We start from the raw sequence: 23,464 nt of genomic DNA, 5'->3' as shown, positions 1-23,464 counted from the left end.
CGCCAACATCGGTGTCTTCGCCTGGTCAGTTCACGACTGCCAGGCTAGATTGCGGTGCCTCGCCCCTGTCTTGCGCGTCAATGGCTGGCCGCCTCTTTTCGGCCTACTCAGTACAAAGGACTCATCAAATGACCATGCTCAAAGATCCATCGAAGAAGTACCGCGCGTTTCCGACCATCGACCTGCCTGATCGTACCTGGCCTTCCAAAGCCATCACTACGACGCCAATCTGGTGCAGCTCCGACTTGCGCGACGGTAACCAATCGCTGATCGAGCCAATGGATTCGGTCAAGAAACTGCGTTTCTGGAAGACGCTGGTTCAGGTAGGCGTCAAGGAAATCGAAGCGTCGTTCCCGGCAGCCTCGCAAACCGACTTCGACTTCGTGCGTACCCTGATCGAAGACGGCCACATCCCGGATGACACCACCATTCAGGTGCTGACCCAGGCCCGTGAAGATCTGATCGCCCGCACCTTCGAATCCCTGCGCGGCGCGAAAAAGGCCATCGTTCACCTGTACAACGCCACCAGCCCTTCCTTCCGTCGCATCGTCTTCAACCAGGACAAGGCCGGCGTGAAAGAAATCGCGGTCAACGCTGCCAAGCTGTTCGTCAAATACGCCGCCCAGCAGCCGGAAACCCAGTGGACTTTCGAGTACTCGCCAGAGACGTTCAGCGCCACCGAACTCGAATTCGCCAAGGAAGTCTGCGATGCCGTGATCGAGGTCTGGAACCCGACGCCTGAGAACAAGGTGATCCTCAACCTGCCAGCCACCGTTGAAGTCGCCACCCCGAACGTCTACGCCGACCAGATCGAGTGGTTCGGTCGCAACATCACCCGTCGTGACAGCGTCCTCATCAGCCTGCACACCCACAACGACCGTGGCACTGGCGTTGCTGCCACCGAGCTGGGCCTGATGGCCGGCGCCGATCGCGTCGAAGGCTGCCTGTTCGGCAACGGCGAGCGTACCGGTAACGTGGACCTGGTCACCGTCGCCTTGAACCTCTACACCCAGGGCATCAACCCGGGCCTGGACTTCTCGGATATCGACGGCGTGCGCAAGGTCGTTGAAGAGTGCAACCAGATTCCGGTTCACCCACGCGCTCCCTATGTCGGCGACCTGGTTCACACCGCGTTCTCCGGCTCGCACCAGGACGCTATCCGCAAGGGCTTCGCCCAGCAGAAAGAAGACGCGCTGTGGGAAGTGCCTTACCTGCCAATCGACCCGGCCGATATCGGTCGCAGCTACGAGGCGGTGATTCGCGTCAACAGCCAGTCTGGCAAAGGCGGTATCACTTACCTGCTGGAACAGGAATACGGCATCTCCCTGCCACGTCGCATGCAGATCGAGTTCAGCCAGGTGGTTCAGGGCGAGACCGACCGTCTGGGCCTGGAAATGACCGCCGAGCAGATCCACTCGCTGCTGCGCCGCGAATACCTGCAGGCCAACACGCCTTACGCCCTGATCAGCCACAAGCTGCAGGAAGAAAACGGCAACAGCTCGGTGGATGCAGAAGTGCATGTCGACGGCGAAACCCAGCACTGGCGCGGCAAGGGCAAGGGCGCCCTGGAAGCACTGGTTGCCGGCCTGCCGGTCAACGTGGAAATCATGGACTACAACGAGCACGCCATCGGTTCCGGCACCACGGCCAAGGCCGCTGCGTACATCGAACTGCGCGTCAACGGTGACCGTGCCGTGCATGGCGTGGGTATCGACGAGAACATCACCACTGCCAGCTTCCGTGCACTGTTCAGTGCTCTGAACCGCTCCCTGAGCCAGGCACAAGCCAAGGCTGCCTGAGTATGAATGACGAGGATGACGGACGCCCGTTCGTCATCCTCCAACAGGCTCTAACACGGGCTTTTTGATCTAAAACCCTCGTTTCAGAATCCGCATGACCATGCGCATATTCGGCATAATCTTTTCATTTATGCTGTGGTAGCATGCTGCCTTTAATGGATTTGGCCTGCTGATAGCACCTTTTTCAGCTAACGGCGCCAGGTTCAACTTGCCTGTTTGAAGCTGCACCCTTTCCCAAAAGCCACGATGACTATTGCATTGATTTTCGGACGAAAAGAATGCACGGGCAGACCAACCGTGCATTGAAAAAACCATCGGCCTCGGTAACGCTGAGCTGATCCAATCACATTTGGAGCGATTATGCCTAAGGCTTCCCATCAAGATCTGCGCCGCAACTTTCGCGCACTCACCTCTTCAGATTCCTGCTATCACACAGCCTCGGTCTTCGATCCAATGTCTGCGCGCATCGCAGCCGACCTGGGCTTTGAAGTGGGTATCCTCGGCGGCTCGGTTGCATCCCTGCAAGTCCTGGCAGCGCCCGACTTCGCACTGATCACCCTGAGCGAATTCGTCGAGCAGGCCACTCGCATCGGCCGCGTCGCAGAGCTTCCGTTCATCGCCGATGCCGACCACGGTTATGGCAACGCACTCAATGTCATGCGCACCGTCATCGAACTCGAGCGTGCAGGCGTTGCGGCGCTGACCATCGAAGACACCCTGCTGCCCGCCCAGTTTGGCCGCAAGTCCACCGACCTGATCTCCACCGCAGAAGGCGTCGGCAAGATCCGCGCAGCGCTGGAAGCCCGTGTCGATCCTGAACTGTCGATCTTTGCGCGCACCAATGCCGCGATCATTCCCGTGCAGGAAGCCATCAGCCGGATTCAGCAGTATCAGAGTGCAGGCGCCGACGGCATCACCATCGTGGGCGTGCGCGACTTCGAGCACTTGGAACAGATCACGGAAGGCGTGACCATTCCCCTGATGCTGGTCACCTACGGAAACCCTGCGCTGCACGACAACAAGCGCCTTGCAGAGATGGGCGTCAGAATCTGCGTACACGGCCATGCGGCCTATTTCGCATCGATCAAGGCGACCTATGACTGCCTGAGAGAACAGCGCCAGATTCTGAGCAGCACCAGCGACATGAACGCAACCGAACTGACCCACACTTACACCCAACCAGAAGACTACGTTGAGTGGGCCCGGAAATTCATGAATGTGAACGAGTAAGTACGCCTTATTGACTGATGCCAGTCAGTGAAGGCCATACATGACCGTGTGGGAGGCAGCTTGCTGGCGACTTCAGCGTCAGGCGCAGAATATCTGCGGGTTTTGAAGCCTTTTTCGCCAGCAAGCTGCCTCCCACAAGTTTGCGTGTACCTTGACTGATCGGCATTGCTCGTACTGACACGTGCAATAAAAAAGCCTCCGCAAGCGGAGGCTTTTTTGTTTGTGTGCAGTCAGGCAGTGGTTTTGATACCAACGCTGTTTGTCAACTGCATCAATGAACCCTGCAAGGTTTGTATCGTTGCAGAAGTCTGAGAGATCTGTCCCTGGATGGCCAGGACACGTGCAGCCTTTTCCTCAGCCGAGCCTTTGCTGCTCTGAGCCGCAGCCAGTTGAGCCTGCTGCTGGACCAGTTGCTGCTGAGCCTGTTTGATCTGTTCTTTGATCTTTTCGATGGATTCTTCAATGGCGTTAGCGGTGGAAGAACCACCTGCACCACCCGCCGGAGCAGCACCTTTACCCACCTTGGCACCCTCAAGCGAAACGCTCACACCATCTGTCTTCTGCGTGCTGTCGGTTGTCGCCGCGTCTGCGTCTGCGTCCTTGTCCTTGACCGTCAGCTTCAAGGCAGTGGAATAAGCACTCAGCGACGAGGTATTGATGGTAGTCATGACGAACTCCTGGCTATATTGGGTAGTTATCGACACATCTGCATACAACTTTAATAAATTATTGTATTTCGAATGTGTCGGCGTCCAGATTGGCCGGGAAGCGCGTGCGGTAGCTGCGCAGGGCCTCAGCGCTCAGGGTTGCCTGAAAGACGCCATCCCTGTCCCCGATATCGACAAGGCTTTCACCCTCGAAGTCCAGCACCTGGCTGTCACCGGTGTACGCAAAGCCTTTCCCATCGCTGCCGACACGGTTCACCGCCGCGACATAACACAGGTTTTCGATGGCCCTGGCCGGTAACAGGCGATTCCAGTGCAGACGACGTGCGCCGGGCCAGTTCGCGGTATAGAGCAGCAGGTCGGTGTCCCGGGCATCACGGCTCCAGACCGGGAAGCGCAGGTCATAGCAAATCAGCGGACGAATACGCCAGCCGTTCAGCTCGAACATCACCTGACGTTCGCCAGGGCTGTAGTGCTCGTGCTCACCGGCCATGCGGAACAGGTGGCGCTTGTCGTAATACAGCAACTCGCCATCGGGACGCGCCCACAGCAGCCGGTTGCGATGATTGCCTTCTGCATCACGAATGATCACGCTGCCGGTAATCACCGCCTGAAGACGCCTGGCCTGTTCCAGCAGCCAGTCGGATGTCGGGCCGCCTTCAGGTTCTGCCAGGGTTTCGGAATCCATGGAGAAGCCGGTGGTGAACATTTCCGGCAGGACCACCAGATCGACGTCTTTCACCTGCTCCAGCAATGCGCTGAAGTGATCGAGGTTGGCCTGCCGGTCGTGCCAGACCAGAGTGGTCTGGATCAATGCCAGTTTCAGGTCGGACAACTGACTCAAATCGCGCATAGTTTTTCCGCTGCCTGAAGCAACGTCTCCTCTCGCTTGGCAAAGCACAGACGTATAAGGCGCTGGCCTTCAGGCGGCTTCTGGTAGAAGACCGACACCGGAATGCTGGCCACACCGTGCTCTCGGGTCATCCACAACGACATGTCGACATCGTTGAGGTCCGGACGGATCTGCGAGTAATCCACCAACTGGAAATACGTGCCGCCCACCCGCTCGAAGCTGAAACGCGAGGACGCCAGCTGGTCGCAGAAAAAATCACGCTTGGCCTGATAGAACGCCGGCAGTTCTTCTACATGCTCGGGATGCGCCGCCATGAAATCAGCCAGCGCCCACTGCAATGGCGTGACGCCACAGAAACTCACGTACTGATGGACCTTGCGCAGCTCAGCGGACAAGGCCGGTGGCGCCACCACATAGCCGGTCTTCCAGCCGGTCACGTGGTAGGTCTTGCCGAACGAGCTGACCACAAAGGCGCGCTGATACAGCTCTTCATGGGCCAGTACGCTGACATGCTGGACGCCATCGAACACCAGATGCTCGTACACCTCATCGCTGACCAGATAAATGTCGCGATTGGCGATAAGAGCAGCCAGCTGGTCCAGCTCGGCACGACTGATCAAGGCTCCGCTGGGGTTGTGCGGGCTGTTGAGGATGATCATGCGCGTGCGCGGGCTCAAGGCATCGCCCAGCTTCTGCCAGTCGATGGAGAAGTCGTCCAGCCCAAGCTGCACATGCACGCAACGGCCACCGGCCAGTTCCACGGCAGGCTCATAGCTGTCATAGCAAGGGTCGAAAACAATCACTTCATCGCCAGGACGAATGACCGCCTGAACGGCGCAGAAAATCGCCTGGGTCGCGCCCGGCGTGATGGTGACTTCGCTGTCCGGGTTGACCTCGCGCCCGTAACTGCGGGCAATCTTGGCTGCAACCTGCTGGCGCAGGGCTGGCAGGCCAGTCATGGGTGAATATTGGTTGTGGCCTTGAGCAACATGCAGGCTCAAGGCGTCACGCAGCGCTTGCGGCCCGTCGAAATCGGGAAAGCCCTGGGACAGATTGATCGCACCGGTTTCGGCGGCGAGCTGAGACATGACGGTGAAGATGGTGGTGCCAACATTAGGCAACTTGCTGTCGATCATTAGGGCCCTTCCCTGCAATACCCCCGGCATCACGGTGGCACGGGTCAGGCAGGATAGCCCATCGGGCGCGCATAAAAAAAGGCACCGTGCGGACTGCAGGGTGCCTTTTCAGGAGAAAGACTCAGCGCTTGTCGCGGCGCTTCTTGTCTGCCTTCTTGTGGTGCGACATCAAACGACGCTTCTTGTTGACCTGGCGGTCGGTCAGCGTGTTCTTGTTGCCTTCGTACGGGTTCTCGCCGCCCTTGAATTCGATACGGATCGGCGTACCGACCAGTTTCAGAACACGGCGATACGTGTTTTCCAGGTAACGGACATAGGACTTCGGTACTTTCTCGACCTGGTTACCGTGAATCACGATCAGTGGCGGGTTGGCACCACCCAGGTGGGCATAACGCAGCTTGATACGGCGACTGCCGACCATTGGCGGCGCGTGCTCGCTGACGGCATCTTCCAGAATCTGGGTCAGGCGGCTGGTTGGCCAGCGGGTGACGGCAGACTTGAAGGAGTTCTGTACCGACTGATACAGGTTACCCACACCGGTGCCGTGCAAGGCAGAGATGAAGTGGATATCGGCAAAGTCGACGAAGAACAGCCGGCGCTCCAGCTCGGTCTTCACGTAGTCACGCTCGCCCGGCGTCATGCCATCCCACTTGTTCAGTGCGATGACCAGTGCGCGACCGGCCTCGAGTGCGAAGCCCAGCAGGTTGAGGTCGTGATCGACCACGCCTTCGCGGGCATCCATCACGAAGATCACCACGTTGGCGTCCTTGATGGCCTGCAACGTCTTGACCACGGAGAACTTCTCGACTTCCTCGTGGATCTTGCCGCGCTTGCGCACACCTGCGGTGTCGATCAGCGTGTACTTCTCGTCGTTACGCTCGAACGGAATGTAGATACTGTCGCGCGTGGTGCCCGGCTGGTCATAGACGATAACCCGGTCTTCACCGAGCATGCGGTTGACCAGGGTCGACTTGCCGACGTTGGGACGACCGATGATAGCGATCTTGATGCCGTCTTTTTCGCTCGGGCCAGGAATGCGCTTGGCTTCCTCGCCTTCTGCGACGTCCTCGGCCTCGCCTTCTTCGATTTCGTCATCGTCCTTGGGGAAATCCTTCAGGGCGATTTCCAGCATCTGGGAAATGCCGCGACCATGAGCACCGGCAACCGGGATCGCATCGCCCAGGCCCATCGGGCTGAACTCGGCACGCGCCAGGTTTTCATCGATGTTGTCGATCTTGTTGGCAACCACGTAAGAACGCTTGTTGCGCTTGCGCAGGTGCTCGCCGATCATCTGGTCAGCCGCGGTGTAACCCGCTTTGGCATCCACCAGGAACAACACGACATCAGCTTCTTCGATAGCCAGCAGCGATTGCTCGGCCATCTTTTCGTCCATGCCATGCTCGTCGCCGGAAATACCACCGGTGTCGATCAGGATATAAGAGCGCCCCTGCCACTTCGCCTCTCCGTATTGGCGATCACGGGTCAGACCGGACAGATCGCCGACAATGGCGTCGCGGGTCCTGGTCAGGCGGTTGAACATGGTGGATTTGCCGACGTTCGGTCGACCCACCAGGGCAATTACGGGAACCATGCGGCTCTCCACTTCGTTATTTCAGAAAATACAAAAGCCGCTGCAGGGCAGCGGCCGGAGTTCGGAGCAGTGCCCGCAGGCACCACAGCCTTGCCGAAGCAAGGTCGCCCGGGGCCTTGGCCCCGAGCTTGGACAATCATCACTTGATGGTCAGGGCTTCCAGCTTGCCGCTGTTACCAAACACATAAATCATGTCACCAACTACCAGCGGACGCGCACGAAGACCATCGCTGTCAATACGCTCACGCCCTACGAAACGGCCATCTACCTGGCTCAACAGGTGCAGATAACCTTCCAGGTCGCCAACCGCTACATAGCTGGAAAACACTTCTGGCGCGCCCAGTTGACGGCGAGCCAGCGATTCGTTGCTCCACAGTGCAGTGGAAGAACGCTCGTCGATACCTTCGACGGTGCCAGAGGCCAGGGTCGCGTAAACGCTACCAAAGCCCTGGGCTACGCCCGAGTAGCTGGAAGCATCACGCTGCCAGAGCACACGACCGCTTTCCAGATCCAGACCGGCAACCCGGCCCTGATAACTGGCAACGTACAGAGTACCACCCGACAGCAGCAGGCCACCGTCGATGTCGACAACACGATCCAGTTCTGAACGGCCTTGCGGAATGGCAACACGCTGTTCCCAGACCGGTACGCCGTTGCTGATATCCAGCGCCACGACCTTGCCTGTGGACAGACCGGCAACAGCCAGTCGGTTGGTGACCAGCGGTGCGCCAGTACCACGCAGTGTCAGTACCGCAGGAGTGCTTTCGTAGATCCAGCGCTGGGAACCTGTGACAGCGTCCAGACCGATCACACGGTCATCCTGGGTCTGAACGACGACGACGTCGCCGTTGTTCGCAGGTGGCGCCAACACTTCGCTGGTGACACGGGCACGCCATTTCTCTTCACCGCTAGAAGCGTCAAGAGCAACGATCTCGCCTTTTTCAGTACCGATGGTGACAAGGCCATAGGCCACACCGACAGCACCGGAAACAGGCAGCTCGAGATCTTTCTTCCAGATCACGTCACCGTTCATGCGATCCAGGGACATGATGACCCCGGTCACGTCCGAAGCGTAGATGCGGTCGCCATCGATAGCCGGAACCAGCATGTTGTAGGTTTTGCCCTGACCGTCACCGATCGAGCGGCTCCACTGCTTTTGCAGGACCACTTCTTCTTTGAAGTCGGTCAGCTCGGCAGGAGGCAATTCCTTTTTACTGTTGCTGCTGCAACCCGCGGCCAGAATGGCCAGAGCCAGCAATGCTGCATGTTTCCAACGAATCACGTCACGCATCCCCTTTCGCCAGATCGTCGAGCTTCATTTGCAGGCCACCCACCGCAGCGTCTTCAGACAGAGCGGACTTGGCCTTTTGGTATGCAGCATGCGCCTCGTCGGTACGACCCAGTTGCACCAGCAGGTCACCCTTGAGTTCTTCACGGCTGGCCAGGAACGCCTTGTCGGCATCGCCAGCAAGCAGTTTCAGTGCATCATCAGCCTTGTTCTGCGCAGCCAGTACACGAGCAAGACGCTGACGGGCGATTTCACCCAGGGTCGCGCTGGCCGGCTTGTCGGCTACGGTTTTCAGTTCTGCCGCGGCATCGTCGAGCTTGCCGGCATCGACTGCAACCTTGGCGACGAACAGGCTACCGAACTGGGCATAGGCAGTGCCACCAAATTCGCTCTTGAGCTTGCCGGCGATTTCCGCAACGCGGGCGGTATCGGCCTGGCCGCTTGGCGTCAGCGAAGTTTCCAGCAGTTGCTGATAAAGCATCGAGGCGCCTTGCGACTGCTTGCTGTTGTAGTTCTGCCATGTGTACCAGCCAAAGACCACAACCAACGCCAGCAGACCGCCAGTTACCAGGGGTTTGCCGTTGCGCTGCCACCAGTCCTTCATTACCGCCAGCTCTTCATCTTCGGTACGCGACACCCCAATACTCCTATTCGCTAAATCGGCTGTTAATCAGCTTCAACCCTGCACGACGCAGGAGGCCAAGTGCTCGGACAGAGCATCCCAGGCAATATTTTGTTGTTCGCCCTGACCGCGCAGAGGCTTGACGCCTATCTCCTGGCGGGCAAGCTCTTCATCGCCAAGGATCAGCGCATACAGGGCACCGCTCTTGTCGGCCTTCTTGAACTGGCTCTTGAAGCTGCCAGCACCGGCGTTGACCTGCAAGCGCAGATTCGGCAACTGGTCACGCACACGCTCGGTGAGGGCCAGTGCAGCCAGCTCGGCTGCTTCGCCGAAGGCGCACAGGTAGACATCCACCTGACGCGAGATTTCTTCCGGGACCTTTTCAAGGGTCTCCAGCAGCAGCACCAGACGCTCGATGCCCATGGCGAAACCGACGCCCGCCGTAGGCTTGCCGCCCATCTGCTCGACCAGACCGTCGTAACGGCCACCGGCGCAGACGGTTCCCTGGGCACCCAGTTGATCGGTGACCCACTCGAACACGGTCTTGCTGTAGTAATCCAGGCCACGCACCAGCTTGGGGTTGATGACGTAGGGAATGCCAGCAGCATCCAGACGTGCCTTGAGGCCTTCGAAGTGGATACGCGACTCTTCGTCCAGGTAATCCGCCAGCTTCGGCGCATCGACCAGCACGGCCTGGGTGTCAGGATGCTTGGTGTCCAGAACCCGCAGCGGGTTGGTCTTGAGGCGACGCTGGCTGTCTTCGTCCAGTTGCTCCAGACGCGCCGACAGGAACTCCACCAGCGCATCGCGATAACGCGCACGGGCTTCGCTGGTGCCCAGGCTGTTGAGTTCGAGCTTGACGGCATTGCGGATGCCCAGCAGGCCCCACAGGCGCCAGGTCAGGACAATCAGCTCGGCATCGATATCGGGACCGTCGAGGTTGAAGACTTCGACACCGATCTGGTGAAACTGGCGATAGCGGCCTTTCTGAGGACGCTCGTGGCGGAACATCGGGCCGATGTACCACAGTTTCTGCACCTGACCGCCACCGGTGATCCCGTGTTCGAGTACCGCACGCACACAGGCGGCAGTGCCTTCCGGGCGCAGGGTCAGGGAGTCACCGTTGCGGTCGGCAAAGGTGTACATCTCTTTCTCGACGATATCGGTGACTTCACCAATGGAACGCTTGAACAGGTCCGTGAACTCAACGATAGGCATGCGGATCTGCCGATAACCGTAGTTATCCAGCAAACGCGCCACAGTGCCTTCAAAGTGACGCCACAGCGGGGTCTGCTCGGGCAGGATGTCGTTCATGCCACGAATGGCTTGCAGAGACTTACTCACAAAAAATCCTTAGCAATCTTGATTAGCCACGCACGATGACGGATGCGTCGGCTTCAGCTTTTTCGGCCGCTTTCTCGCGAATCAAGCGTTCAAGCTCGTTCACAAGATTGTCGTTGGTCAGTTTCTGCGCAGGCTTGCCGTCGATGTAGATCAGGTTCGGCGTACCGCCCGTGAGACCGATATGGGCCTCCTTGGCTTCACCAGGACCGTTGACCACACACCCGATGACCGCAACGTCCAGCGGCACCAGCAAATCTTCGAGACGCCCTTCCAGTTCGTTCATGGTCTTGACCACATCGAAGTTCTGCCGCGAACAGCTCGGGCAGGCGATGAAGTTGATGCCACGGGAACGAAGACGCAAGGACTTGAGAATGTCGTAGCCGACTTTCACCTCTTCGACCGGGTCAGCGGCCAACGAGATGCGGATAGTATCGCCAATCCCTTCGGCGAGCAGCATACCGAGGCCGACAGCGGATTTCACCGTGCCTGAGCGCAATCCGCCCGCTTCGGTGATACCCAGGTGCAACGGCTGGACAATCTGTTTGGCCAACAGGCGATAGGCTGCGACGGCCATGAACACGTCCGAAGCCTTGACGCTGACCTTGAAGTCATGGAAATCCAGACGATCCAGATGTTCCACATGGCGCAGGGCCGACTCGACCAGCGCTTCAGGGGTCGGCTCGCCGTATTTCTTCTGCAGGTCTTTTTCCAGGGAACCGGCGTTGACGCCGATCCGGATCGGGATACCACGATCACGGGCAGCATCGACCACCGCACGCACACGGTCTTCGCGACCGATGTTGCCGGGGTTGATGCGCAGGCAGTCGACGCCCAGTTCGGCTACGCGCAGCGCGATCCGGTAGTCGAAATGGATATCGGCGACCAGTGGCACCTTGACCAGTTGCTTGATCCGGCCAAACGCCTCGGCCGCATCCATATCGGGAACCGAAACCCGCACGATATCGACGCCAGCCGCTTCAAGGCGGTTGATCTGGGCAACAGTGGCCGCGACATCGTTGGTGTCGCTGTTGGTCATGCTCTGGACAGCGATCGGCGCATCACCGCCGACCGGAACGGAGCCGACCCATATCTTGCGGGATTCGCGACGCTTGATTGGAGATTCGCCGTGCATGACTTATTGCCCTAGTTTCAGGCGAGCAGTTTCGCCGCTGGTAAAGGGAGCTACGTCTACAGGCTCACCGTTATAACTGACCTGCGCACCACGAGCGTAACCAAGACGCAGGGTCAGAGGCGGCTTGCCAGTGACGTCCAGACTATCACCCTTGCGCTTGAGGCCGCTCATCAAAACCTTGCCATTGCCGTCGGTGACCTGAGTCCAGCAATCGGCGGTAAATTGCAGCTTGATCTGGCCAGAACCTGCAGGGATCGGTGCAGATTCGACGGGCTCGGCAGGAGTCGAAGGCACGGCAGGCGCAACCGGCGCGACAGACGGAGTGTGCGTCGCGGCAACGGCAGGTGCCGAAGGCGCTGGAGCGGCTGCCGGAGCGGTCGGTGCAGCAGCCGGCGCAGTCACAACCGGAGCGGGTGCCACAGGTGCAGTGGCAGGCGCTTCAGTCGGAGCGCTCGGGGTCAGAGGCAGTGGCGACTCATTGCCAGTCTTGCTGCTTTCGGCAGCGGCCTGCTCCTCGGACTCGTCCAGTGGATGAATCTGGGTGGTGCCATCAGCACTTTCGACCTCGACGTGCTCCATGCTCAGGCCGGTCTGATCCTTGCCGCGCATGGACGTCTGATCCTGCCACCAGAGAAAGCCGCCACCCACAAGAACCATCAGCAATAACAGGCTGACGATACGCAGGATATTGTGAGAAAGACGCACTGGCTCTTCGATACGGCCCAGCGCATGGACAGAACTGCCCTTGCCATCGGTGCCGGTGTACTGATCGAACTGATCGACCAGCGCGGCCTGATCCAGCTCCAGCAGTTTGGCGTAGGCACGCACGTACCCACGAGCGAAGGTATGCCCGGGCAGCTTGTCAAAATTCCCGTTTTCGAGATGAGTCAGGGAAGACACGGTGAGGTTCAGCCTCAAAGCCACATCTGGCAGCGACCAGTTTTTGCTCTCGCGGGCCTGACGCAAGGTCTCACCAGGGTTAGAGCGAGTGGTTGCTACAACTTCGGGATGCGCCGCTTTCATCATTGCTCCGACAGGTATTGCTGATATTCCGGCGTACCGGGATAGAGTCTTTTGAGTTGCAGGCCAAAACTGGCCGCCTTGTTACGGTCGTCATAGACCTTGGCCAATCGAATGCCGAGCAGCAGACTACGCGCATTCTGCTCGCTGAGTTGGCTGAAACGGTCGTAGTAGTCACGCGACGGCACATAATGCCCGTCTTCGTAAGACAACTCAGCCATTTCCAGCAAGGAACGTGGCTGTTGACGGTCAAGACGCAGTGCCTTGGTGAAATGCTCGCGAGCTTCCTCGCGCTTGTTCAGCTTCAGGGCGGTCATGCCCAGGCTTTCAAAGACCCGTGACCGCTCAGGATACAGGTTGTCTGCGGCAGCCTGCTGGAAACGTTCGTAAGCTTCCTGATAGCGCTTCTGCTCGTAAAGAAAACTGCCGTAGTTGTTGACGATGCGAGCATCGTTGTTGCTTGAAGACAGCGCCTTGCGAAAGTGCTGGTCAGCCAGCTCAGGCTCCATCTCGACCTGGAACACCAGCGCCAGCGCGGCATTGGCGTCAGGATCGGAACTGTCGAGTTCCAGTGCCTTTTTCAGTGGCACCTTGGCGCGTTCGGTCTGGCCCTGCTGGAAATAACCCAATCCCAGCTGCACGTATGCCTTGCGAGCTTCGTCACGCCCTTGCGGCGTCTTGAGTGGATCGACATGCCCTGTCGAAACGCACCCTACCAGCAACATAACAAAGCATGACAACAGCAAGGCACGCACAGACATGGAGTCCCTCTCGGTCAGTTTCGAGCGCCAGCGTTTGGAGCCGCATCGGCCTCGGCATTGAGCTCACGCACTGCAATATAGCGTTCACTGCGGCGCGTGCGGTCCATGACCTGCCCGACCAGTTGGCCGCAGGCAGCATCGATGTCTTCGCCACGGGTGGTGCGCACAGTGACGTTATAACCGGCCTGATGCAAGAGATCCTGGAAACGACGGATCGCATTGTTGCTCGGACGCTCGTAACCGGAATGCGGGAACGGGTTGAACGGAATCAGGTTGATCTTGCAAGGGGTGTCCTTGAGCAGCTCGATCATCTCGATGGCGTGCTCGACCTTGTCGTTGACGTCCTTGAGCAGGGTGTACTCGACGGTCAGAACGCGCTTCTCGCCCAGGCTGGACATGTAGCGACGGCAGGAGTCGAGCAGGACGCTCAGGGGATACTTCTTGTTCAGCGGCACCAACTGGTTGCGCAGCGCGTCGTTGGGCGCGTGCAGCGACAGGGCCAGCGAGACGTCGATGTGCTTGGACAGCTCGTCGATCATCGGTACCACGCCGGACGTGGACAACGTCACGCGGCGCTTGGAAATGCCATACCCCAGGTCATCCATCATCAGATGCATGGCGGCAATGACATTGTCGAAGTTCAGCAGTGGCTCACCCATGCCCATCATCACCACGTTGGTGATGGCACGGTCGACGGTTGCCGGGACACTGCCAAAGGATTTGTTGGCAATCCAGACCTGGCCGATCACTTCGGCGGCGGTCAGGTTGCTGTTGAAGCCTTGTTTGCCGGTGGAGCAGAAACTGCAATCCAGGGCACAGCCCGCCTGGGACGAAACACACAAGGTGCCGCGCTTGCCCTGGGGGATGTAAACGGTTTCGACGCAGCTGCCGGACTCTACGCGCACCACCCATTTACGGGTGCCATCGCTGGAGATGTCCTCGCTGACGACTTCAGGACCGCGTATTTCGGAACAGGCCTTGAGCTTTTCGCGCAATGCCTTGCTGACGTTGGTCATGGCGTCGAAATCATCGACGCCAAAGTGGTGAATCCACTTCATGACCTGACCGGCACGGAAGCGCTTCTCCCCGATAGAGTCGAAGAATTTCTCCATTTCCTGCTGAGTCAGGCCCAGGAGGTTGGTTTTACCAGTCGTTGCAATCATGAATTCACCCTTCACTCGTCAGTCGGCAGGACTTAGCGAGCGGTTACTTCTGTAGCGGCGAAGAAGTACGAGATTTCGCGAGCGGCAGCAGCTTCGGAGTCCGAGCCGTGAACAGCGTTGGCGTCGATGGAGTCAGCGAAGTCAGCGCGGATGGTGCCTGGAGCAGCTTCTTTAGGGTTGGTAGCGCCCATCAGCTCACGGTTCAGAGCGATAGCGTTCTCGCCTTCCAGAACCTGAACAACGACAGGACCGGAGATCATGAAAGCAACCAGGTCGCCGAAGAAACCACGAGCGCTGTGCTCAGCGTAGAAACCTTCAGCTTCAGCCTTGGACAGTTGCTTCAGCTTGGAAGCAACAACGCGCAGACCGGCTTTTTCGAAACGAGTGGTGATCTCGCCGATTACGTTTTTAGCAACGGCGTCAGGCTTGATGATGGAGAAAGTACGTTGAACAGCCATGTGAAACTCCAGAAACAATGATTAAAGCGAAAAATTAAACCCGCGAATTATACGCGGGTTCTGGTGTATTGCCTAACTGCTTGCGTTACAGGTTCAGTCAGCTTCTTCGATCCAGGCCGCCTGAATGGCTTCCAGGACCTTTTCCCCGCCACGATTGAGCTCGTCGTCGAACTCCGGCAGCTCGGCTACCCAGTTGCGAAGATCGACGAAATTCACATAGCGCGGATCGACATCAGGCCTGGTTTCAGACAACTGAATCGCGATTTCCAGCACATCGACCCATTTGAGACTCATGAGCGTTCCTTGAATCAATGCGGCGCTTCGGCAGCATGGTTGAGCGAATACTTCGGAATTTCAACGGTGAGGTCTTCATTTCCGACGATTGCCTGACAGGACAGGCGCGAATGCACCTCCAGCCCCCAGGCCTTGTCCAGCATATCTTCTTCCAGCTCATCCGCCTCGTTCAGCGAGTTGAAACCCTCGCGAATGATGCAGTGGCACGTCGTGCAGGCACAGACACCGCCGCACGCACTCTCGATCTCGATATGGTTATCGTGAGCGATTTCAAGAATAGATGTACCGGGCTCCACCTCTACAACCAACCCATCCGGGCAATGCTCGGCATGGGGCAGAAAAATCACCTGCGGCATCAGTTATTCCTCAATATCATTCAGGTTGCGCCCCGCGAGTGCGGCTTTCACCGTCGAATTCATGCGTCGGGCAGCAAATGCATCGGTCACCTGCGACAGACGCCGGGTCTGCTGCTCGATGGCAGGGCCATCGGTGCCTTGCATCAATTCACGCAATTCTGTCAGTTGCAGGTCGATCACCATCCGCTCTTCGGCATCGAGCAGACGATCGCCATCGACTTCAAGCGCTGCCTCGACCGCCTCGACAAGGCGCTGGGCATCGACCTGCTGTTCACGCAGCACCCGGGCGACCTTGTCGTCACCGGCGTACTCGAACGAATCCTTGAGCATGCGAGCAATCTCGCCGTCGGTCAGGCCATAGGACGGCTTGACCTGAATGCTCGACTCGATCCCCGAGCCCAGTTCACGGGCAGACACGCTGAGCAGGCCATCCGCATCCACCTGAAAGGTGACACGAATTTTCGCAGCACCGGCCACCATCGGCGGAATGCCGCGCAGCTCGAAGCGCGCCAGGGAACGGCAGTCGCTGATCAGCTCACGCTCGCCCTGCAGGACATGAATCATCATGGCCGACTGGCCATCCTTGTACGTGGTGAAATCCTGAGCGCGGGCCACGGGAATGGTGGTGTTGCGCGGAATCACCTTCTCCATCAGGCCGCCCATGGTTTCAAGCCCAAGGGAAAGCGGAATCACGTCCAGCAACAACAGGGCTTCGCCATCTGTCTTGTTGCCCGCCAGGGTATCGGCCTGGACCGCAGCGCCAATGGCGACCACCTGATCGGGGTCGATCTCGGTCAGCGGCTGGCGACCGAACAGCTCGGCTACTGCCTCACGAACACGCGGCACACGTGTCGAACCACCAACCATGACCACGGCTTCGACTTCTTCAATCTCGATATTCGAGTCGCGCACCGCACGACGGCAAGCCTTGAGGCTGCGAGCAACCATCGGCTCGATCAGGGCGTTGAAGGCCTCGCGTGTCAGAACACCACGCCAGTCGCCATAGGCGACTTCTACCGAATCAGTATCGGTCAGGGCTTCTTTCGCCGCGCAGGCAGTCTGCAACAGGCTGCGCTGCTCGGAAGGATCGAGACTGGCCGACAGACCGGCATCAGCCACAATCCAGCTGGCAATCGCGTGATCGAAATCATCGCCACCCAATGCAGTATCGCCGCCAGTGGCCAGCACTTCGAAAACACCGCCAGTCAGGCGCAGAATGGAAATATCGAACGTACCGCCGCCCAGGTCGTAAATGGCGACCACGCCTTCGGCTTTCTGGTCCAGACCGTAGGCAACCGCAGCAGCCGTCGGCTCGTTGAGCAGGCGCAGCACATTGAGGCCGGCCAGTCTGGCGGCGTCCTTGGTGGCCTGGCGCTGAGCATCGTCGAAATAGGCCGGCACGGTAATGACCGCACCCACCAGATCGCCACCCAACGTAGCTTCGGCACGCTGACGCAGCACCTTGAGAATATCCGCCGACACTTCCACCGGGCTTTTCGGCCCCTGGACGGTGTCGATGAACGGCATGTGCGACTCGCCCTCGACAAAGCGATAGGGCAATTGCTCGCCCAGCTGCTTCACGTCACTGAGGCCGCGCCCCATGAGGCGCTTGACCGACAGCACGGTATTGAACGGATCGACAGAGGCAGCCGCCTTGGCCGACAGCCCGACCTCGACGCGATCGGCGTGATAGCGCACCGCAGACGGCAGAATGATCTGCCCGTCGGCATCGGCCAGGGGCTCGGAAAGGCCGCTGCGCAATGCAGCCACCAGCGAATTGGTAGTGCCCAGGTCAATACCGACAGCCAGACGACGCTGGTGCGGTTTAGGACTTTGCCCGGGTTCAGCGATCTGCAATAAGGCCATGCTTTTCTGAATAATCACAGGCGTGCGGCCGGGGCGGCACGGGGTTAATCGTCGAGGCGCTCTTCCAGCTGGCGCACTTCGTAGGAAAGCTTGTCGAGGAACTGCATACGCCGCATCAGCCGTTCGGCGTGCTCGCGCTGTGCAGCATCGTCCCAACAGGCGGCGAAGCTTTCGTTCAGTTCATCCTGAGCGCTTTTGAGGCGGCGCTTGAAGACCGCGACACCCGCCAGATCAGCCTCATCCTGCAGATCCTCCAGCTCTTCGCGCCATTGCATCTGCTGCAGAAGAAAATCGGGATCGTGGACAGTGACTTCCAGCGGCACCTCATCGCCTTTCATGACCAACAGGTAGCGCGCTCGTTTCGGGGCGCTCTTGAGGGTCTGATAGGCCTCGTTGAGGCGGGCGGAATGCTCAAGCGCCAGACGCTGCTCACGCTCGTCGGCGTCAGCAAAACGGTCTGGATGTACGCTGCGCGCCAGCTCACGATAGCGCGTCGCCAACTGGTCGAGATCAAGACGAAAATCGGGCTTGAGGTCGAACAGGGCGAAGTGACAAGGAGTACCCACGGATAAAAGCCTCAGACGTTGAAGCTTTCGCCGCAGCCGCACTCACCGCGCGAATTGGGGTTATTGAACTTGAAGCCTTCGTTCAAACCTTCACGGACGAAATCGAGTTCGGTGCCGTCGAGATAGACCAGGCTTTTCGGGTCGATAATCACCTTGACGCCATGCAGTTCGAACACGCTGTCCTCGGCGCCCGCCTCGTCGACGAACTCGAGCACATAGGCAAGACCTGAACAGCCTGTGGTGCGAACCCCAAGACGAATGCCATCACCTTTGCCGCGCCCGTCGAGGGAACGACGTACGTGGTTAGCGGCAGCTTCTGTCATGCTGATAGCCATCGGAACTCCTTTCTTGTCGCCAGCTTTCTCTGAAAAGACCGCTTCTTACAGCAAGCCTTTCTTCTGCTTGTAGTCACGAACGGCCGCCTTGATGGCGTCTTCCGCGAGTACCGAGCAGTGAATCTTCACCGGAGGCAGAGCAAGCTCTTCAGCCAGCTGAGTGTTCTTGATGGTCTCTGCTTCATCCAGAGTCTTGCCCTTCATCCACTCGGTCGCCAGGGAGCTGGAAGCGATGGCGGAGCCGCAGCCATAAGTCTTGAACTTGGCGTCTTCGATGACACCCTGCTCGTTGACCTTGATCTGCAGACGCATCACGTCGCCGCACGCAGGAGCGCCGACCATGCCGGTGCCAACATCAGGATCTTCCGCGTTCATCTTGCCAACGTTGCGCGGGTTCTCGTAGTGGTCGATGACCTTTTCGCTGTAAGCCATGATTATGTTCCTCTCACATCAGGGAGTCGCTCTACAGGCCGGTCAACGGGGTTGCTCCCGGCCTGTGTGGCGGCGACTTTAAATTAGTGCGCCGCCCACTCGATCTTGGAGATATCGACGCCATCTTTGAACATGTCCCACAGCGGCGAAAGAGCGCGCAGCTTGGTAACAGCCTCGCAGACTTTCTGCGCGGCGTAGTCAATCTCTTCTTCAGTCGTGAAGCGACCAAAAGTGAAGCGTATCGAGCTATGTGCCAGTTCGTCATTACGACCAAGGGCGCGTAGCACGTACGAAGGTTCAAGCGATGCCGACGTACAGGCCGAACCGGACGAAACCGCCAGATCCTTGAGCGCCATGATCAGCGACTCGCCTTCGACATAGTTGAAGCTCAGGTTCAGGTTGTGCGGTACGCGAGCAGTCAGGCTGCCATTGACGTACAGCTCTTCCAGATCTTCGACCTGCTTGAAGAAGCGGTCGCTCAGGGCCTTGATGCGAACGTTCTCGCTCGCCATCTCTTCCTTGGCGATACGGAAAGCTTCGCCCATGCCGACGATCTGGTGAGTCGCCAACGTGCCGGAACGCATGCCACGCTCGTGACCGCCACCGTGCATGGTCGCTTCGAGGCGAACACGCGGCTTGCGGCTCACGTACAGCGCGCCGATACCCTTTGGACCGTAGGTCTTGTGGGCCGAGAACGACATAAGGTCAACCTTGAGGCTGGCCAGATCGATTTCAACCTTGCCGGTGGACTGAGCGCCATCGACATGGAACAACACCCCACGCGAACGGGTCAGTTCACCGATGGCAGCGATGTCGTTGATGGTGCCGATCTCGTTGTTCACATGCATGATCGAAACCAGGATGGTGTCGTCGCGCAGGGCAGCTTCGATCATTGCAGGTGTGATCAGGCCGTCTTCGCCCGGCTCGATGTAGGTCACTTCAAAACCTTCACGCTCCAGTTGGCGCGTGGTGTCGAGAACGGCTTTGTGCTCGACCTTGGAGGTGATGATGTGCTTGCCCTTGGTGGCGTAGAAATGCGCTACACCCTTGATGGCCAGGTTGTCGGACTCGGTGGCACCGGAGGTCCAGACGATTTCGCGTGGATCGGCGTTGACCAGATCCGCGACCTGACGGCGGGCGTTTTCAACGGCCTCTTCGGCTTTCCAGCCAAATACGTGGGAGCGGGAAGCCGGGTTACCGAAGTTTCCGTCAACCAGCAGGCAATCCATCATTTTCTGCGCTACGCGCGGATCGACCGGCGTGGTCGCAGAGTAATCGAGGTAAATCGGCAACTTCATTGAATCTCTCCTATCAGGCAGGCGCACCGCTCATTCATCTGCGTTCATTCGACGGCGGACGTTTCAATCTTTCCCAGCTGCGACGCATTGTTATTACTGCGGCGCATGTCCTGGCGCTGGGCGACTTCCTGCACCTCACGGCGAGTGACAAGGTCCGCCAAGCTGATACCGCTTAAAAATTCATGAATCTGCTGGCTGAGGTCGCACCACAGGTGGTGGGTCAGGCAGGTATCACCGGCATGGCAATCACCCAGGCCCTGGCAACGAGTGGCATCGACGGACTCATTGACCGCATCGACAACCTGAGCAACCTGAATGCCCTGCATGTCGCGGGACAACTGATAGCCACCACCAGGACCACGCACGCTCGAGACCAGATTGCTGCGGCGCAGCTTGGCGAACAATTGCTCAAGGTAAGACAGGGAAATGCCTTGCCGCTCAGAGATATCGGCCAGAGACACTGGCCCGTGCTGCGCATGCAATGCCAGGTCAAGCATTGCTGTTACAGCGTATCGGCCTTTTGTAGTCAGTCGCATGGCGTGTACCGCGGAGGTTCGGAATAGGAGCGAGTATGCTATTCCCGAGTATTTAAGTCAACTATTAGACCTAGTGAAATAGTCGGGATTAGCCAAAATAGCGGGCAGTATCATAGCAAAGGCGCGTCGTATTGACACGCCTCCATATTCAGCAAACCTTAGCCGACCTTCTCTTCACTCTTGTCCTTCACGCAATCGAAAACCTCGTCATGCAGCTTGGGCAGCTCCTTGGCGCAGTAATCACTGCCAAGACGCCCCAGAGCGCCGCCCATGTCTTCCAGGCGGGCATCCACAGCTTGCAAGTGATCGAGCAACTGGCCAATGGCCCGCGCAACCGGGTCCGGCATGTCGGCACTGACGCCGTAGGCATCGAAACCCAGCTTCTCGGCCATCGCCTTGCGCCGGGCTTCCGTTTCGTCATCGGATTTCACGATGATGCGACCGGGAATCCCCACCGCAGTCGCACCCGCAGGCACGGCCTTGGTGACCACGGCATTGGAGCCGATCTTGGCACCCGCACCCACCGTGAACGGCCCGAGCACCTTGGCGCCCGCGCCCACCACGACACCATCTTCCAGAGTCGGGTGACGCTTGCCTGCATTCCAGCTGGTGCCGCCCAGCGTCACACCCTGATAGAGCGTGACATCGTTGCCGATCTCGGCCGTTTCGCCGATCACGATACCCATGCCGTGATCGATGAAGAAACGACGACCGATGCGCGCACCAGGATGTATTTCGATACCGGTCATCCAGCGCCCGAAGTTGGACACCATCCGCGCCAGCCACTTCCAGCCGTGGCGCCACAGAATGTGCGCCAGCCGGTGCAGCCAGATGGCATGCATGCCCGGGTAGCAGGTCAGCACATCAAAAGCGTTACGCGCAGCCGGATCACGATGAAAAACACTTTGGATATCTTCGCGCAGACGTTCGAACATCATTGATCCTTCCGCTTATAAGGTTCACCGCGAGCCACTTTCTGGGTCTCGGTGAGGATGCCACGCAGAATACTCAGTTCGGAGCGCTCCACCTCGCTGCGACCATACAGGCGACGCAACCGCGCCATCAGATGACGGGGCTTCTCGGGATCAAGAAAGGCGATGTCCACCAGCGCCGCTTCCAGATGGCCATAAAAGCCTTCCATCTCATCCATGGTCGCCAGCTCGGCATTGCGCGCCGTTGCGACTGGCGCTGCCGTCAACTCCTGCGCAGCCAGCCAGGACATGCGCACTTCGTAGGCCAGCACCTGAACCGCAGCCGCCAGATTGAGCGAACTGAATGCAGGGTCCGACGGGATATGGACGTGGTAATGACAACGCTGCAGCTCTTCATTGGTCAGGCCGGCATGCTCGCGACCGAAGACCAGCGCAACCTCGGCGCCCTGCCCGGCCTGCTCGACGACCTTCACGCCCGACTCACGCGGGTCAAGCATTGGCCAGGGCAGACTGCGATCACGGGCACTGGTGCCCAGCACCAGACTGCAACCCACCAGCGCTTCTTCAAGGCTCGCAACGACCTGCGCGCCTTCAAGAATATCGCCAGCACCCGACGCTCGCGCATCGGCCTCAGGGGACGGGAACACACGCGGCTCGACCAGTACCAGGCGCGAAAGCCCCATGTTTTTCATGGCACGCGCAGCCCCACCGATATTTCCGGGATGGGTAGTGCCGACCAGGACGATACGAATGTTCTGCAGCAAAGCGAGCGCTCACCGACAAAATTAAGGGGTGCAAATCTTACAGAACCTGCCTCATTAACGCCACGAACCTTACAGAGGCGCAACCGCGGAAAATCGTAAAACCTGATCGGGACGACAATGCCGGGGCTGGAAATAATTCGACTTAACCCATAGAATACCCGGCTCTCTTTAACAACCTTAGGTGAATTGTCCATGCAGCCCATGCTGAATATCGCGCTGCGCGCCGCCCGCAGCGCCAGCGAATTGATTTTCCGCTCCATCGAGCGCTTGGATACCATCAAGGTTGACGAAAAAGAAGCCAAAGACTACGTCACGGAAATCGACCGTGCTGCCGAGCAGAGCATCATCACTGCCCTGCGCAAGGCTTACCCTACCCACGGCATCCTCGGCGAAGAAAGCGGCCTGCACGCCGGCAGCGGCGAAGGCGCCGATTACCTATGGATCATCGACCCGCTGGACGGCACCACCAACTTCGTTCGTGGCATCCCGCACTTCGCCGTCAGCATCGCCTGCAAATACCGCGGCCGCCTTGAGCACGCTGTTGTTCTCGACCCGGTTCGCCAGGAAGAATTCACCGCCAGCCGTGGCCGTGGCGCTGCCCTGAACGGTCGTCGCCTGCGCGTCAGCCAGCGCAAGAGCCTTGAAGGCGCCCTGCTGGGTACCGGCTTCCCGTTCCGCGACACACAAATGGACGGCCTGGAAAACTACCTGGGCATGTTCCGCAGCCTGGTCGGCCAGACCGCCGGCATCCGCCGCGCAGGCGCTGCCAGCCTGGACCTGGCCTATGTAGCAGCCGGTCGCTTCGACGCATTCTGGGAATCGGGCCTGTCCGAGTGGGACATGGCAGCAGGCGCGCTGCTGATTCAAGAAGCAGGCGGTCTGGTCAGCGACTTCACAGGCGGTCACGAATTCCTGGAGAAAGGCCACATCGTTGCCGGCAACACCAAATGCTTCAAGGCAGTCCTGACTGCCATCGCTCCACACCTGCCGCCTTCGCTGAAACGCTAAGACGGGCAGATGTAA

25 protein-coding genes are annotated in these 23,464 nt (G+C 58.9%); 3 read left to right on the top strand and 22 right to left on the bottom strand.

Going from position 1 to position 23,464, the window contains the following annotated elements; translation table 11 throughout:
• Nucleotides 1–128: 128 nt before the first annotated feature.
• Both leuA and KQP88_RS05570 read left to right on the top strand, forming a co-directional pair.
• Nucleotides 129–1,799, top strand: coding sequence for a 2-isopropylmalate synthase (gene leuA, locus KQP88_RS05575; protein ID WP_200993408.1), 1,671 nt, complete (start codon nt 129–131; stop codon nt 1,797–1,799).
• 360 nt (nt 1,800–2,159) lie between these two features.
• Nucleotides 2,160–3,029, top strand: a complete 870-nt coding sequence (locus KQP88_RS05570) for an isocitrate lyase/PEP mutase family protein (RefSeq protein WP_200993407.1) — start codon at nt 2,160–2,162, stop codon at nt 3,027–3,029.
• A 230-nt stretch (nt 3,030–3,259) separates the two neighbouring features.
• Here KQP88_RS05570 and KQP88_RS05565 read toward each other — a convergent pair whose 3' ends face one another.
• From KQP88_RS05565 to trmJ, 22 genes are all read right to left on the bottom strand, one after another.
• The gene (locus tag KQP88_RS05565) at nt 3,260–3,697 is read right to left on the bottom strand and encodes a hypothetical protein (RefSeq protein WP_216705055.1); all 438 of its coding nucleotides are present in this window, start codon (nt 3,695–3,697) and stop codon (nt 3,260–3,262) included.
• A 58-nt stretch (nt 3,698–3,755) separates the two neighbouring features.
• Entirely contained in the window at nt 3,756–4,547 is a 792-nt protein-coding gene (locus KQP88_RS05560; protein WP_200993405.1) for an amidohydrolase, read from the bottom strand.
• Nucleotides 4,535–5,683, bottom strand: a complete 1,149-nt coding sequence (locus KQP88_RS05555) for a pyridoxal phosphate-dependent aminotransferase (RefSeq protein ID WP_216705054.1) — start codon at nt 5,681–5,683, stop codon at nt 4,535–4,537. Before KQP88_RS05555 ends, KQP88_RS05560 begins: the two co-directional genes overlap by 13 nt.
• Before the next feature lie 121 nt (nt 5,684–5,804).
• Nucleotides 5,805–7,274 carry a ribosome biogenesis GTPase Der gene (gene der / locus KQP88_RS05550; RefSeq protein WP_122320918.1) on the bottom strand — a complete coding sequence of 490 codons (1,470 nt, stop codon included), beginning with the start codon at nt 7,272–7,274 and terminating at the stop codon, nt 5,805–5,807.
• 139 nt (nt 7,275–7,413) lie between these two features.
• Nucleotides 7,414–8,565, bottom strand: coding sequence for an outer membrane protein assembly factor BamB (bamB, locus tag KQP88_RS05545; RefSeq protein ID WP_025258846.1), 1,152 nt, complete (start codon nt 8,563–8,565; stop codon nt 7,414–7,416).
• Nucleotides 8,558–9,199, bottom strand: coding sequence for a YfgM family protein (locus KQP88_RS05540; RefSeq protein WP_200993402.1), 642 nt, complete (start codon nt 9,197–9,199; stop codon nt 8,558–8,560). Before KQP88_RS05540 ends, bamB begins: the two co-directional genes overlap by 8 nt.
• 39 nt (nt 9,200–9,238) lie before the next feature.
• Nucleotides 9,239–10,528, bottom strand: coding sequence for a histidine--tRNA ligase (gene hisS / locus KQP88_RS05535; RefSeq protein ID WP_117164489.1), 1,290 nt, complete (start codon nt 10,526–10,528; stop codon nt 9,239–9,241).
• A 22-nt stretch (nt 10,529–10,550) separates the two neighbouring features.
• Nucleotides 10,551–11,660, bottom strand: a complete 1,110-nt coding sequence (gene ispG, locus KQP88_RS05530; RefSeq protein ID WP_025258843.1) for a flavodoxin-dependent (E)-4-hydroxy-3-methylbut-2-enyl-diphosphate synthase — start codon at nt 11,658–11,660, stop codon at nt 10,551–10,553.
• Nucleotides 11,661–11,663: 3 nt separating this feature from the next.
• Nucleotides 11,664–12,683, bottom strand: coding sequence for a RodZ domain-containing protein (locus KQP88_RS05525; RefSeq protein WP_216705053.1), 1,020 nt, complete (start codon nt 12,681–12,683; stop codon nt 11,664–11,666).
• Complete coding sequence (gene pilW, locus KQP88_RS05520; protein ID WP_198726910.1) at nt 12,683–13,441, bottom strand: type IV pilus biogenesis/stability protein PilW; 759 nt, start codon at nt 13,439–13,441, stop codon at nt 12,683–12,685. The genes KQP88_RS05525 and pilW overlap by 1 nt, the downstream gene beginning before the upstream one ends.
• A 14-nt stretch (nt 13,442–13,455) precedes the next feature.
• Nucleotides 13,456–14,604, bottom strand: coding sequence for a 23S rRNA (adenine(2503)-C(2))-methyltransferase RlmN (rlmN, locus tag KQP88_RS05515; RefSeq protein WP_198726909.1), 1,149 nt, complete (start codon nt 14,602–14,604; stop codon nt 13,456–13,458).
• 32 nt (nt 14,605–14,636) lie between these two features.
• Nucleotides 14,637–15,062 (bottom strand): nucleoside-diphosphate kinase, encoded by a 426-nt coding sequence (gene ndk, locus KQP88_RS05510; RefSeq protein WP_025258839.1) that lies wholly within the window; start codon nt 15,060–15,062, stop codon nt 14,637–14,639.
• Between the two features lie 93 nt (nt 15,063–15,155).
• On the bottom strand, nt 15,156–15,356 hold the full coding sequence (iscX, locus tag KQP88_RS05505; RefSeq protein ID WP_216705052.1) for a Fe-S cluster assembly protein IscX: 201 nt from the start codon (nt 15,354–15,356) through the stop codon (nt 15,156–15,158).
• A 14-nt stretch (nt 15,357–15,370) separates the two neighbouring features.
• On the bottom strand, nt 15,371–15,712 hold the full coding sequence (fdx, locus tag KQP88_RS05500) for an ISC system 2Fe-2S type ferredoxin (protein WP_025258837.1): 342 nt from the start codon (nt 15,710–15,712) through the stop codon (nt 15,371–15,373).
• 3 nt (nt 15,713–15,715) lie between these two features.
• Nucleotides 15,716–17,578 (bottom strand): Fe-S protein assembly chaperone HscA, encoded by a 1,863-nt coding sequence (gene hscA / locus KQP88_RS05495; protein ID WP_216705051.1) that lies wholly within the window; start codon nt 17,576–17,578, stop codon nt 15,716–15,718.
• Nucleotides 17,579–17,622: 44 nt separating this feature from the next.
• Entirely contained in the window at nt 17,623–18,144 is a 522-nt protein-coding gene (gene hscB / locus KQP88_RS05490; protein WP_025258835.1) for a co-chaperone HscB, read from the bottom strand.
• 11 nt (nt 18,145–18,155) lie between these two features.
• Nucleotides 18,156–18,479 (bottom strand): iron-sulfur cluster assembly protein IscA, encoded by a 324-nt coding sequence (gene iscA, locus KQP88_RS05485; RefSeq protein ID WP_200993397.1) that lies wholly within the window; start codon nt 18,477–18,479, stop codon nt 18,156–18,158.
• Between the two features lie 45 nt (nt 18,480–18,524).
• Nucleotides 18,525–18,911, bottom strand: a complete 387-nt coding sequence (iscU, locus tag KQP88_RS05480) for a Fe-S cluster assembly scaffold IscU (protein ID WP_002552476.1) — start codon at nt 18,909–18,911, stop codon at nt 18,525–18,527.
• 83 nt (nt 18,912–18,994) lie between these two features.
• On the bottom strand, nt 18,995–20,209 hold the full coding sequence (locus tag KQP88_RS05475; protein WP_095067084.1) for an IscS subfamily cysteine desulfurase: 1,215 nt from the start codon (nt 20,207–20,209) through the stop codon (nt 18,995–18,997).
• A gap of 44 nt (nt 20,210–20,253) precedes the next feature.
• Nucleotides 20,254–20,745, bottom strand: a complete 492-nt coding sequence (gene iscR / locus KQP88_RS05470) for a Fe-S cluster assembly transcriptional regulator IscR (protein WP_025258832.1) — start codon at nt 20,743–20,745, stop codon at nt 20,254–20,256.
• Between the two features lie 158 nt (nt 20,746–20,903).
• Nucleotides 20,904–21,680: a serine O-acetyltransferase gene (gene cysE, locus KQP88_RS05465; protein WP_198726897.1), complete on the bottom strand. Its 777-nt coding sequence runs from the start codon at nt 21,678–21,680 to the stop codon at nt 20,904–20,906.
• A complete protein-coding gene (gene trmJ, locus KQP88_RS05460; RefSeq protein ID WP_200993396.1) occupies nt 21,680–22,441 on the bottom strand; it encodes a tRNA (cytosine(32)/uridine(32)-2'-O)-methyltransferase TrmJ in 762 nt (253 codons plus the stop codon). The genes cysE and trmJ overlap by 1 nt, the downstream gene beginning before the upstream one ends.
• A 192-nt stretch (nt 22,442–22,633) precedes the next feature.
• Between trmJ and suhB the strand changes: the two genes are divergently transcribed.
• Entirely contained in the window at nt 22,634–23,449 is an 816-nt protein-coding gene (gene suhB, locus KQP88_RS05455) for a type III secretion system regulator SuhB (RefSeq protein ID WP_198726893.1), read from the top strand.
• Nucleotides 23,450–23,464: the final 15 nt, after the last annotated feature.

It is taken from the genome of Pseudomonas lijiangensis, from assembly GCF_018968705.1.
GTDB classification, from domain to species: domain Bacteria; phylum Pseudomonadota; class Gammaproteobacteria; order Pseudomonadales; family Pseudomonadaceae; genus Aquipseudomonas; species Aquipseudomonas lijiangensis.
Note: the sequence above shows the minus strand (reverse complement) of the source record. Positions and strands in the feature narration are given on the sequence as shown.